The 12,686-nt window shown below is 59.2% G+C and carries 13 protein-coding genes; 2 read left to right on the plus strand and 11 right to left on the minus strand.

Annotated features, from left to right (window positions below):
• Positions 1-272 precede the first annotated feature (272 nt).
• The 11 genes from urtA to GTU76_RS05265 form a co-directional block, all read right to left on the minus strand.
• Positions 273-1,538 carry an urea ABC transporter substrate-binding protein gene (urtA, locus tag GTU76_RS05215; RefSeq protein WP_007914554.1) on the minus strand — a complete coding sequence of 422 codons (1,266 nt, stop codon included), beginning with the start codon at positions 1,536-1,538 and terminating at the stop codon, positions 273-275.
• Positions 1,539-1,792: 254 nt separating this feature from the next.
• On the minus strand, positions 1,793-3,172 hold the full coding sequence (locus GTU76_RS05220) for a PepSY-associated TM helix domain-containing protein (protein ID WP_180698191.1): 1,380 nt from the start codon (positions 3,170-3,172) through the stop codon (positions 1,793-1,795).
• 120 nt (positions 3,173-3,292) lie between these two features.
• Complete coding sequence (locus GTU76_RS05225; RefSeq protein ID WP_180698192.1) at positions 3,293-5,413, minus strand: TonB-dependent copper receptor; 2,121 nt, start codon at positions 5,411-5,413, stop codon at positions 3,293-3,295.
• A gap of 84 nt (positions 5,414-5,497) precedes the next feature.
• Positions 5,498-5,944, minus strand: a complete 447-nt coding sequence (locus tag GTU76_RS05230) for a DUF2946 domain-containing protein (RefSeq protein WP_180698193.1) — start codon at positions 5,942-5,944, stop codon at positions 5,498-5,500.
• 21 nt (positions 5,945-5,965) lie between these two features.
• Entirely contained in the window at positions 5,966-6,445 is a 480-nt protein-coding gene (locus GTU76_RS05235) for a copper chaperone PCu(A)C (RefSeq protein ID WP_175553044.1), read from the minus strand.
• A 48-nt stretch (positions 6,446-6,493) separates the two neighbouring features.
• Positions 6,494-6,892: a DUF2946 domain-containing protein gene (locus tag GTU76_RS05240; RefSeq protein WP_016984904.1), complete on the minus strand. Its 399-nt coding sequence runs from the start codon at positions 6,890-6,892 to the stop codon at positions 6,494-6,496.
• A gap of 97 nt (positions 6,893-6,989) precedes the next feature.
• The gene (locus GTU76_RS05245; RefSeq protein ID WP_007914567.1) at positions 6,990-7,280 is read right to left on the minus strand and encodes an addiction module antidote protein; all 291 of its coding nucleotides are present in this window, start codon (positions 7,278-7,280) and stop codon (positions 6,990-6,992) included.
• A 3-nt stretch (positions 7,281-7,283) separates the two neighbouring features.
• Positions 7,284-7,586, minus strand: coding sequence for a type II toxin-antitoxin system RelE/ParE family toxin (locus GTU76_RS05250; RefSeq protein ID WP_180698194.1), 303 nt, complete (start codon positions 7,584-7,586; stop codon positions 7,284-7,286).
• Between the two features lie 159 nt (positions 7,587-7,745).
• A complete protein-coding gene (locus tag GTU76_RS05255) occupies positions 7,746-8,474 on the minus strand; it encodes a cobalt-precorrin-6A reductase (RefSeq protein WP_180698195.1) in 729 nt (242 codons plus the stop codon).
• A complete protein-coding gene (locus tag GTU76_RS05260; protein WP_180698196.1) occupies positions 8,471-9,568 on the minus strand; it encodes a cobalt-precorrin-5B (C(1))-methyltransferase in 1,098 nt (365 codons plus the stop codon). Before GTU76_RS05260 ends, GTU76_RS05255 begins: the two co-directional genes overlap by 4 nt.
• Positions 9,561-10,772 carry a bifunctional cobalt-precorrin-7 (C(5))-methyltransferase/cobalt-precorrin-6B (C(15))-methyltransferase gene (locus GTU76_RS05265; protein WP_016984909.1) on the minus strand — a complete coding sequence of 404 codons (1,212 nt, stop codon included), beginning with the start codon at positions 10,770-10,772 and terminating at the stop codon, positions 9,561-9,563. Before GTU76_RS05265 ends, GTU76_RS05260 begins: the two co-directional genes overlap by 8 nt.
• Positions 10,773-11,010: 238 nt before the next feature.
• On the opposite strand from GTU76_RS05265, the gene GTU76_RS05270 reads away from it, so the two are divergent.
• Positions 11,011-11,682 (plus strand): hypothetical protein, encoded by a 672-nt coding sequence (locus tag GTU76_RS05270; protein WP_016984910.1) that lies wholly within the window; start codon positions 11,011-11,013, stop codon positions 11,680-11,682.
• A gap of 141 nt (positions 11,683-11,823) precedes the next feature.
• On the plus strand, positions 11,824-12,642 hold the full coding sequence (locus GTU76_RS05275) for a hypothetical protein (protein ID WP_016984911.1): 819 nt from the start codon (positions 11,824-11,826) through the stop codon (positions 12,640-12,642).
• Positions 12,643-12,686 lie beyond the last annotated feature (44 nt).

A 12,686-nucleotide genomic window follows, 5' to 3' on the forward strand; every position in this document is an offset into this window, starting at 1 on the left:
CCGAGTTGTCAGGTCATCCAGCACCGACCTGACATTCCTGCGTCGAACTCAAGTTCTGAAAGCCATAGAGATCTGCTCCCTTCCCCCCTCTCCCAGAGAGAGAGGGGACTGACCGAGTTGTCAGGGCATCCAACATCGACCTGACATTCCTGCGTCGAACTCAGGTTCTGAAAGCCGTAGAGATCTGCTCCCTTCCCCCTCGCCCCCCCTGGGGGAGAGGGTTGGGGTGAGGGGGAAAAGATCTCCACCCCAGCCCAAAACCCAAGTCAGACTCAGTTGCTCTTCACCGCATAATCCGGCTTCTTGTCGTTGCCCTGAATGAACGGGCTCCACGGCTGCGCACGGATCGGCCCTTCGGTCTGCCACACCACGTTGAACTGACCGTCGGCCTGAATCTCGCCGATCATCACCGGTTTGTGCAGGTGGTGATTGGTCTTGTCCATGGTCAATGTGTAACCCGACGGCGCGGCAAAGGTCTGCCCGGCGAGGGCTTCGCGGACTTTGTCGACGTCTGTCGATTTGGCTTTCTCAACCGCCTGCGCCCACATGTGGATGCCGACGTAAGTGGCTTCCATCGGGTCGTTGGTCACGGCTTTATCCGCGCCCGGCAGGTTGTGTTTCTTCGCGTAGGCTTTCCAGTCGGCGACGAATTTCTTGTTCTGCGGGTTCTCTACCGACTCGAAGTAGTTCCACGCCGCAAGGTTGCCCACCAGCGGTTTGGTATCGATGCCGCGCAGTTCTTCTTCGCCGACCGAGAACGCTACAACCGGTACGTCGGTGGCCTTCAGACCCTGGTTGGCCAGCTCTTTATAGAACGGCACGTTGGAGTCGCCATTGACTGTCGAGATGACGGCAGTCTTGCCACCGGCGGAGAATTTTTTGATGTTGGCAACGATGGTTTGATAGTCGCTGTGACCGAACGGCGTGTAGACCTCTTCGATGTCCTTGTCGGCCACACCTTTGGAGTGCAGGAACGAGCGCAGGATCTTGTTGGTGGTGCGCGGGTAGACGTAGTCAGTGCCGAGCAGGAAGTAGCGCTTGGCGCTGCCGCCTTCTTCGCTCATCAGGTATTCAACCGCCGGGATCGCTTGCTGGTTCGGCGCGGCGCCGGTGTAGAAGACGTTCGGCGACATCTCTTCGCCTTCGTATTGCACCGGATAGAACAGCAGGCCATTGAGCTCTTCGAACACCGGCAATACCGATTTGCGCGACACCGAGGTCCAGCAGCCGAACACCACGGCGACCTTGTCCTGGGTCAGCAACTGCCGGCCCTTTTCGGCGAACAGCGGCCAGTTCGACGCCGGGTCGACCACCACCGGTTCAAGCATCTTGCCGTTCACACCGCCCTTGGCGTTGATCTCGTCGATGGTCATCAGCGCCATGTCTTTGAGCGACGTTTCGGAGATCGCCATGGTGCCGGACAACGAATGCAGAATCCCGACCTTGATGGTCTCGGCGGCCTGGACAGTCCAGGTCATGCCCATCGCGGCAATCGATGCCGTGAGTGTGAAAGCCTTGATCAAACTGCGACGCTTCATTGTGCGATCTCCATGAACGTTTGAAGTTTTTTTGGTTGGCAGATGCGAACGACTGAAGGGTGTTTTGCAAGGGCTGTGCCCGGTCGGGTTTTGGCAAGAAAATGTCGTGTTAGAGCGTTTGGCTGTCTGGCGCATGCACCACGAAGGAACGCCCATGGCGCATTGGTGCAGGCCGCCGCGCCAGATTGGGGCGCAAAAAAATCCCGTGCAGGGAGCCTGCACGGGATTGGCGTTGAAGAAGATCGAGTGCGGTTTCAGGATGAAGTCGAGGCAGATCCGGTTTGTCGGTTCATCCGCGCCAGCAGCAATCGATCCAGCAACCAGACCACCACCAGCGAAGCGCCGACCAGCGGAAACACCACCGCCAGCGCCAACATGATCACCACGCCGGTTTTCCATTTCGGCAGGTCATGGCGCAGCGGCGGTACGCCGAATTTGCCTTGCGGCCGACGCTTCCACCAGATCACTACACCGCTGACGGCGCTGAGCAGAATCATCAGGCAGATCAGCAGCACGACGATCTGGTTGAAGGTGCCGAACATCTTGCCTTCGTGAAGCATCACGCCGATTTCCGTGGCGCGGGCGACGCTGCCGTACTGCTCGAAACGCACATCGGCGAGGACCTTGCCGGTGTACTGATCGACATGCAGGGTGGCGTCGTTACGCGGGTCATCGGCGAACACGGCGATGGTGAACACGCCGGTGGCAGTGGTCGGCAGGGTGATGCTGTAACCCGGCTCGACCTTGCGCTGGGTGGCGATGTTCTGTACGTCTTGCAGGCTGATGGTGGGTGCTGCGGGGCCGGCATTGGCGGCACCGTGGGCCATGTGTTCGGCGTGGTCGCCGGACATTGGCATCGGCGTGTTTTCCATCGCCCATGGCACGGTCTGGCGCGTGGCGGTGTTAAGGCTGCGGGCTTCGACGTCGGAGGTCGGCACGTTGTCCCACATCGCCGCCGGGAACACGTTCCACACCTGGGCGTATTGCTTGCCCCAGAAACCGGTCCAAGTCATGCCGCTGAGCAGCATCACCAGCAACAGTGTGGCGCCCCAGAACCCAGTGACAGCGTGCAGATCACGCCACAGCACGCGGCCGCGACTGTTCAGCCGTGGCCACAAAATCCCCGCCGCCTGACCGCGCGGCCACCACAGGAACACACCGGACACCACCAGCACCACGCCCCAACCCGCAGCCATTTCGATGAGGCGATCACCGACGGTGCCGATCATCAATTCGCCGTGGATGGCGCGGGCGATGGCTTGCAGGTTCTGCTTGGCATCCTGTTCGCCGAGGATATCGCCGTGGTACGGATCGACGAACACGTTGAGTTCGTGGCCGGCGTTCTTCACCACAAACTGTGCGCTGCGTTCGGCGTTGACCGGCGGCAGGTATTGGGTGATCTGACCTTGCGGATAGGCGCTTTTCACTCGTTGCAGCAGGTCATCGGCCGGGACGGTGTGATGGCCGGCGGGGACGTTGAGCAGGCTGCTGTACATCAGCGAATCGAGCTGCGGTTTGAACAGGTAGATGATGCCGGTCAGGGCCAGCATCACCATAAAGGGGGCGACGAACAGGCCGGCGTAAAAATGCCAACGCCAGGCCAGGTTGTAGAAATTCGGTTTGGGCTGTTTCATCACGTGTGCTCCGCTTGGCGAATTTTTTAGATCAAGAGATCGCAGCCTTCGGCAGCTCCTACAGGGAGTACGCGCTCCCCTGTAGGAGCTGGCGCAGCCTGCGATCTTTTGACTTTCTTGTTAGAAACTCATGTCGACCTTGGTCCAGAGCGTGCGCCCCGGTTCATTGATCGCTTGCGGGTCGTTGGCCGGGTAGCCGAACCCGGCGTTGCCCGCCAGGTTCAGGTGTTCGGCGTAAGCCTTGCCGAACAGGTTGTCGACGCCGCTGCTGACCTTCCAGTTCTTGTTGATCCGGTAGGCACCGTTAAGCGAGAACACGCCGAAGCCCGAACTCTTGTCGTAATCCTTGCCGACCACGTTGCCCTTGTTCTGGTCGATACGGTTTTGCGCGGCAACCACCCTCCACAGTGCGCCAGCGCTCCAGTTGTCTTCGGTATAGGTCAGACCGAAGCGTGCATCCAGCGGCGGCATTTGCGGCAGAGCCTTGCCGTCACTGCTGTTCTTGCCCCAGGCGTAGGCCAGGGTCGCATCGGCTTTCCAGTGGTCGGTGAGTCTGTAGGCGGCACCGAGCTCACCGCCCATGATCCGCGCGTCGATGTTCTCGGCGCGCGAGGTGCTCATGCCCATCATTCCGGGCGTGTAGTCGAAGAGGATGTAGTCGCGCACGACACCGACGTAGCCCGAGGCCCAGGCTTCGAGCCCGGCGCTCTTGTAGTTCACGCCGAAGTCGAACTGCGTGGTCTTTTCCGGTTTGATCGAATCGAACGCGTTGACCGAGCCAGCCGGGCCGGACTTGGGCGAAAACAGCTCCCAGTAATCCGGGAAACGTTGTGCGTGGCCGAGGCCTGCATAGAGCGTGGTCGGGCTGTCAGCGAGGTCATGCTCGTAACGGAGGAAACCGCTCGGCAGGGTGTCGGCACGGGTGTCATCGGCGGTCGGGTTGGGGCGGCTCATCATTCCCGAACCGGTGGTTTGCCGATAATCCTTGGCCGAGGCGCGGTCGACGCGGGCGCCAGTGATCAGCCGATCACGGTCGGCGGCGTACCAGGTCATTTCGCTGAACACGCCGTAGTTATGGAAATCGGCGTCCTTGCTGTACGGCTGATCCTTGTAGGTGTCGATGCCCATGCCGCTGCGTTGGCGGTGTTCGTTGGTCTGCGCGTCGAGGCCGGTGATCAACTGGATATCAGCCCAACGCCAAGTGGCTTTGATCCGTGCGCCAAGGGTGCGGCGGTCGACGTTGGACGCCATGGGCCCGGCCATCATGCCGGTGCCGGACGGCGTGCGCAGGGTGTAGTTGTCCATCACGTGGTCGGCGTAGTTGTAGTAGACCTGCGCTTCGAGTTTCTCCAACACATCAGTGATGTTGGATTTTTCGAAACGCAGGCCGAGGCTTTCACGCAGAAACTGCGAGCCGTCCATGCCGCGTCCGGCGTAGCGTGCTTCGCCGTCACCCTTGCCTACGGTGAGTTCGATCAGGGTGTCGGCGTCCGGGGTCCAGCCGACGGCGACGTCGCCGTTCCACTTGTCGTAGCGCGAGGCGACGATGTTGTTGTTGCCGTCGCGGTAATCGTCGGAATGCGCGGTGTTGCCGATCACGCGAACATAGCCCAACGGGCCACCGGCAGCGGCGTCGACGACCTTGTCGAAGCGTCCGTGGGAGCCAGCCAGAATGCTCGCGTTCACCCGTGTGCCGAGTTCGCCGAAGCTCTCCGGTTCACGATCAAACAGCACCGTACCTGCCGATGCACCCGGACCGTAAAGCACGGTTTGCGGACCTTTGATCACGGTGAGTTTGTCGTAGGTTTCCGGCGAGATATACGAGGTCGGCGCGTCCATTCGGCCGGGGCAGGCGCCGAGCATCATGCTGCCATTGGTGAGGATGTTCAGGCGTGAGCCGAACATGCCGCGCAGCACCGGATCGCCGTTGGTGCCGCCATTGCGCACCAGCGCAAAGCCCGGAATGGTCTTCAGATAATCGCCGCCGTCACTGGCCGGCACCGGTTGGCGCGGGTCTTTTGGATTGGTGACGATGGTCAGCGGTGAACTCGGGGCGATTGCAGTAATCACCGTCGGGCTGAGTTCTTCGTTGTGCGCGGTGTGATCATCGGCCAGCACCAGCGGGGACAGCAGGACGCCGCAAAGGACGGCGGTAGCGTGCCTGAAACGAATCCGCGATTCGTTCAAAGCGAAGGATCCCGGGGTGGAACCCGAGCGTGGAACAGCAGCAAACCTGGACATGACAATTTCCATCAAACAGTCGTAAACGACACGGCCGGCAGCCTGAAGCTGTCTTCTCAACCGTGTGCAATCAAAGGTGCGTGTTTACGTTGTGACGGGCGGGGCGCGGGTGCGAGCGCCGGGAAAGAAGGTTTGCCGGGCGTGGCCCAGGTGGGGCGAGGGCGGGGTGAAGGTGTTCAGCGGCGGGATATTGAAGGCGACGAAATCGCCACCGCCGGTCAGTGCCGGGCAATTGAACAGCAGGCTGCAATAGCCGCATTTTTCCCACAGCACGTGGTGCGAGGATTGCGGTGGGCAGTGTTCGGCGGAAGGCTTGGCGTCGTGGCCCGAGTGATCCATGCCGGGCATGTCCATCGACATGTCCATGCTCATCGGCATCGAAGTCGAGGCGTGTTGGTCCATCGGCATCGACTGAGAAATCAGTGGGCCGATGAAGATCATCAACATGGCGAACAGGGCGATCCAGCTGCCGCGAGTCAGAGTTTGAGTCTGACGGCATTGCCGGAAAGGTCTGGCGCTCAGCGGGCGCATGGGCGGAGTCTGCCGGAAGGCTTACTGAGCGTGCGCGTGAGCCTGCGTGGTTTCCGGCGGTTTCTTCTGCACCGAGACTTCGACGGTGACGTCACCGGCCTTCTCGAAATGCAGCGTCAGCGGGAAGCGCTTGCCGTCGCTGAGCAGGCTGCGATCGGTCGGGTTGAGCAGCATCACGTGATAGGCCATCGGCGCAAACGTCACGTTGCCGCCGGCCGGGATTTCCACGCTCGGCACTTGCTGCATCTTCATCAGATCGCCCTGCATGACGTGTTCGTGCAGTTGCGCTTCGGGGGCGATGGGCGAGTCGACGCTGAGCAGGCGGTCGTCCGTCTTGCCGCCGTTGTGAATGATGAAATAGGCGGCAACCGTCGGTGCATTCGGCGGCAACTCTTGCGACCACGGATGAGCGATTTCCAGCTCGCCGGCCTTGTATTCGTGAGCATGGGCAAAGCACGCCGGCAGCAGCAGCGCAGCGATTACGATGAGTTTGTTCAACATGGCAGTTCTCCAGAACGATTTGAAACGCAGGTCAATTGCGCGAACAAATCAAACCAGAGGGGAGGCGCGGGGATTGAGGCTCGGCCATTGCTGGCGCGGCGTGGGTGTTTGCAGAGAGGCGGGCGCGACGCTGCGATTGCTTTCGTAGCGGGCGAAATACAGCTGCGGCGCATGCCCCGGCAGCGCCACCAATGGCGCCGAGCCTGAGCAGCACCAGCAATGCTGCATGTTCGAATGCGTGTCGTTGTTCGGGGCCTTTTGATCGATGGTGCCGATATTGATCGCCACCATCTTGGTCCCGCTGCCGGTGCAGAAACTGCTCCAGAGCAACTGTTCGGCCGGTGAACTGGCCGCCTGCGCCATCGCCCCGGTCATCGGCATGGCAAGCATGTTGAACAGCACTGCAAAGCAGGCGATCCAGGCAATTGCCAGCCGGTGTCGGTTCATGGGACAGATCCATTGGGTGGGCGATCAGGCGCGGCTATTTAGCCTGATCAGGGCCGATAAGTAAAAAAGCGTCGTGCGGTTTGGTGTCGCAGCGCGGTCACAGTGTTACGGCATGCAATCTCAAACCCAGAGCCTTCATGACTTTCATGATAGTTGCGAATTCGGGATTGCCAGTGCTACTCAGCGCTTTATAAAGACTTTCGCGGCCCAAACCTGCATCCCGCGCCACTTGTGTCATGCCTTGAGCCCGGGCGATGTCATTGAGCGCTGCACGGATAAGGACGCCGTCGCCTTCATCATCGTCAAAACAGGCATCTAGATATGCCGCCATGTCCTCGGGAGTTTTGAGGTACTCGGCGGCGTCAAAACGGGCGAATTCTTCGGTCATGATTTACTCCTCATTTCCGATTTTATGAGCCATCTGCACGGCGCGTTTGATATCTCTTTTTTGTGTCGATTTGTCGCCCCCGATCAGCAGCAGATAAATCACTTCGCCTTTGCGTGTGAAGTACATCCTGTAACCAGGGCCGTAATGAACACGCATTTCATAAACAGTGTCACCGACGAACCCGCAATCGCCGAAGTTGCCATGTTCGGCTGTTTTAATTCTGGAGATGATTCGGCCTTTACCTTTGATGTCTTTCAAGGAGTCGAGCCATTCGGAAAATATGCGGGATCGTTCAAAAGCGATCATGTCGGGATCGTATTCCTTGGGATACAAGCTGGCAAGCCGCTTTTGTTGGCTGTCTACTTGTCGGGATTAAAGGAACCGAAGTATTGGGGGGAGGGTGTAGTGAAAAACAGTCGGCTGCGTCCTCAAAAATTGCAGGTAAATTCGCAAATAAATTCGAAGTCAGGAAAAGTCTGACGTCGTCAGGGCTTCAAGGACTTCAGACGCTGATCGAAACTCCCGATCAACCCCCGGCAACCCCGGACGCTTCAACACCAGCACCGGCACCCCACGCTCGCGCGCCACTTCCAGCTTCGGCTCGGTCGCGGTGCTGCCGCTGTTCTTGCTGATCAACACATCGATCTGCCGCCGCTCGAACAGTGCGCGCTCATCCCCAAGCAGAAACGGCCCACGCGCACCGATCACTTCGCAGTGTTCATTGCCCGGGTAAACGTCGAGGGCGCGCAGGGTCCAGAACTGGTCGGCGGGGATTTCATCAAGGTGTTGCAGCGGTTCGCGGCCAAGGGTGAACAGCGGTCGGCGAAACGGCTTGAGGGCAGTGATCAACTCGGCCCAGTCGCTGACTTCACGCCAGTCATCACCGGGCTGCGGCTGCCATACCGGGCGGCGCAAGGCCCAGCAGGGGATGCCGGTCAATTGCGCGGCGGTTGCGGCGTTCTGGCTGATCTGTGCGGCATAGGGATGCGTGGCGTCGAGCAGCAGATCGATGCCTTCGTCGCGAATGAACTGCGCCAGTCCTTCAGCGCCACCGTAACCACCGACGCGCACCTGACAGGTCAGGTCCGTCGGTACCCGGCCAACACCGGCGAGGCTGTAGATATGTTCTGGCCCGAGCGTGCGGGCAATCGCCAGCGCTTCGGTGACGCCGCCGAGCAGTAAAATCCGCTTCATGCAAAACCTCCGGCATGCCCGACAATCCCGCCCTGACGATCAATCGCAAACACCTCGACCCGTACCTGCGCCGGTACCACGCTGCGGGCGAAATTCAATGCATGTCGACACACTTCATCTCCGAGGGCGATTCCCGCCGCACTGGCCATCGCCAATGCCTGCTGACTGGTATTGGCCTCGCGAATGCCTTGCTGCAACGCTTCGTCCGCGCCTATCGCCGCCGCCCATTCCGCCAGTTGCGGCAAGTCGATACTTGAATGCCGCGAGTGCAGATCCATGTGCCCGGCCGCCAGTTTGCTGATCTTGCCGAAGCCGCCGCACAGGCTGAGCTTATCCACAGGCACTTTGCGCAAATGCTTGAGCACGGCGCCGACGAAGTCGCCCATTTCGATCAGGGCGATTTCCGGCATATCGTAGACCCGGCGCATGGTGTCTTCGCTGGCATTACCGGTGCAGGCAGCGATGTGCAGATAACCGTTGGTTTTCGCCACGTCGATGCCTTGATGAATCGAGGCGATGTAGGCCGCGCAAGAGAACGGCCGGACGATGCCGCTGGTGCCGAGGATCGACAGGCCACCGAGAATGCCCAGTCGCGGATTCATGGTTTTCAGCGCCAGCGCTTCGCCGCCCTCGACGTTGACTGTGACGTCGAAGCCGCCGGCATAACCAGTCTCGGCGGCGAGCAGCGTCAGGTGATCGCTGATCATTTTGCGCGGTACCGGGTTGATCGCCGGTTCACCGACGCCGAGCACCAGTCCCGGCCGCGTCACGGTGCCAACCCCGGCGCCGGCATTGAAGCGAATCCCCGGTTCGGCCATTAGCCGTACCCGCGAATAGAGCAGGGCGCCGTGGGTCACGTCAGGGTCGTCGCCAGCATCCTTGATCGTCCCGGCCTCGGCGCCGTCATCGGTCAAACGACAGAACTCCAGACGCATCTGTACCTGTTTACCTTTCGGCAGGACGATCTGCACCGCATCGGCCGAAACCCCGCCGAGCAACAGACGTGCGGCGGCAAGGCTGGTCGCGGTGGCGCAACTGCCGGTGGTCAGGCCGCTGCGCAAAGGCGCGGATTGTTCGGCGGTTTCGTCACGCATCGAGGGGTTTGACCAGATCGAGCAGGGTGATCGGCAACGCCTGACGCCAGGTGTCAAACTCGCCGAGCGGCTGCGCCTGCGCAACATGAATTCGCGTCAGTTCGCCGCCATGGCGTTCGCGCCAGTTCATCAGGGCGACTTCACTTTGCAGGGTTACTGCGTTGGCAACCAAGCGGCCGCCGGGCTTGAGTTGCTCCCAGCAGGTTTCGAAGACGCCCTCACGGGTGACGCCGCCGCCGATGAAAATCGCATCCGGGCGTTCCAGTCCGGCCAGAGCCTGCGGTGCCTTGCCGCGAATCAATTGCAAGCCGGGCACACCCAACGCATCGCGGTTGTGTTCGATCAGGTGCTGGCGGCCGCCATCGGCTTCGATGGCCAGTGCACGGCAACTGGGGTGGGCACGCATCCATTCGATGCCGATCGAACCGCTGCCGGCGCCGACATCCCAGAGCAGCTCGCCGGGGGTCGGGGCGAGGCGGGCGAGGGTGATGGCGCGTACGTCGCGTTTGGTCAATTGGCCGTCGTGCTGGAATGCTGAGTCTGGCAATCCAGCGAGGCGCGACAGACGCGGGGCGTCGATATCGGCCTGGCACTCGATGGCGATGACATTGAGGTCGGCTATCGGTGCGTCGTCCCAAGCGTCGGCGGTGCTGTCGATGCGTCGCTCGGCGTCACCGCCAAGATGTTCAAGCACGCTCATGCGACTCGAACCGAAGCCGCGTTCACAAAGCAACTGCGCGACCGCTGCCGGACTCTGGCCGTCGTTGCTCAGCAACAACAGGCGCACGCCGCTGAACAGTTGCGCATTGAGCGCCGCCAGTGGTCGGGCCACCAGCGACAGCGTCACCACGTCCTGCAACGGCCAGCCGAGACGAGCGGCGGCCAGCGAGCAGGACGACGGTGCCGGCAGGATCAGCATCTCGTCGCTCGGTACCTGGCGAGCGAGACTTGCACCGACGCCGTAGAACATCGGGTCACCACTGGCCAGCACGCAGACCGCTTCGCCACGCTGCGCCAGCACCGGCGCGAGGGAAAACGGGCTCGGCCACAACTGCCGTTCGCCGCGAATGCACACCGGCAGCAGATCCAGTTGGCGCTGGCCACCGACGATCCGCGAGGCGCCCAGCAGGGCACGCCGGGCATTTTTGCCCAGGCCTTTAAAGCCGTCTTCGGCGATACCTACAACCGTCAGCCAAGGGGTCATGCCGTTCCTCTATTCCGCGCCTGCCATTATTGGGCGGCATGATAACTCGCCGGCAGCCAACTGACTGCTCTCCATTTGAATGGGTTGTCAGAAACAAGATGTCTAGGTTGTTTTTTTAGTTGGGCTTTTTTTGTTGGTAAGTTGTTTTTCATTTGTTCATGTTATGAGGTTTTCACAGTGTTTGCAGTGCGGGTGGGCAAGTGTCAACGGGTAAATAAATAATGAGAGAGTTTTATATATGAATGAATTACATGTGAGTGCTGAGTTGTACTCTGGGGGCAGCGATGCCGCCGTCATGGGCAGTAACTTTCTGACTTTTATGTCCGGGGTTGCTCGGCAGGATCAGCGCTTCATCAAGGACAGTATGCGTCTGGCGGAATACCGGGCAGACCTGCGCTACAACAGAAAGCAGTCCTCGGCGGACTGGTTCGAATATTATTCCGGAGTACTTTGGTCGATCGGCTGGAGCCTGGAACATGCTCCAGTGATAGTTGTAGAAAAGAGTTTCACCGGCGATGTGCTGGACGCTTGGGAAAAGTCGCTGTCGGGACAGTTGAGCAAAGCGACGGTCAGAAGCATGAGGGAATCCTTCCAGCTACTTCGAAACGATACGGCCGGCACTGAAATGATGACCGATGGTCTTCGCAAGGAGGGTGACTTTCGATTTTCTCCGGCTCAGTACAATTTTCACAAGGAACTGGAGGTTGTGGTAACTAACGTGCGTTTGATCGAATCGAACGGGTCGTCAACTTATTTGTTCTGGAATATTTTCCAGACGCGCGCTCAACTCGATATTCAGTCCAGGCGCTTCGTGACTTCGTTTCGCGAGATGGACAAACATCGGGAGTTCTTGATTGCCGCTGTTCGCGAAATTCGGGTCAGGGAAATAGAACTGTCGACTCAAGCTTGATGTTTGTCGTGTTGCATATTTCCAGTTTGTCGCTGTGTTGAAATTAATTGAATAATGTTTAAGTTTGAATGTGCTTGGGTGGCGGGTTATTTTTTATCTGCGCCATGTTGGCGTTCACAATATATCGAAGGTGTTTAAATAATGAGTGAAGTATCCACGCAAGTAGTAACCGCCGCACAACGTATCGCGTTAATTAAGGAGAATAATGAGTTTCTCGCGTCGCAACCGTTGCCGATTTCTCCACGCTCGGCGGCTGTCTCCACGCTTCCCGTCGACAAGGATGAATTGAATGCTGCAATAATGGGTTCGGGCATTGCCGGCTTTGATGCCAGTATGTCGAAGCGCAGCAAGCGGATCGTCAAAAACACTTTTATGTACGCCGATATCACTTCCCTGCTGAGGTTCCCTGGTGCAAACCAAAAGGAACAGCGTTTTCAGGAATTCATGAAACTGCTGAAGCTTGCCGGCTGGTTCGCTTTCAGTCAGCCCTACAATCGTTATCAGGCCACTTCGCAATCGCTGAAAATGGATAACGTGGCGTTATCCATTCTCCATACTGCTGTGGGTGCGGCGATCAATCAGGGGCAAGCGGCATTGAAAGTGCTGTCGACTGTGGCGGACAGCACCATGGAAGCGCTGAAGAATGAGCCGGAGGCGTTGAAGCTGTTTGAAAATAACTCGAAGAAGGCTAGTGGTGGCAACTTGTGTATGACAAGTTCCTTTGAGGACGCTGACGGTGATATCACCATGGCGGTCGCCGCGGTCCACTATATTGCCAAGGTACAACCCACCAAAATCCTGTTCGTCGAATGGGCAACTTCCAGTGTTGATATCTATAACGGCGCAGCCACCATGACTATCGAGGAGCAAGACTATAAGGATGTTGAACAGCTAATCGTTGATGCACTCGCGAAACAGCGTCAAAAAGCACTTAGCCTTGAATTTGGCAAGAAGTCCTGATTGAGCCCGGGCCGGAGGTGAAAACCTCTGGCTTTCAAGGAAGT

Origin of the sequence: Pseudomonas crudilactis (assembly GCF_013433315.1) — a bacterium.
GTDB lineage: Bacteria > Pseudomonadota > Gammaproteobacteria > Pseudomonadales > Pseudomonadaceae > Aquipseudomonas > Aquipseudomonas crudilactis.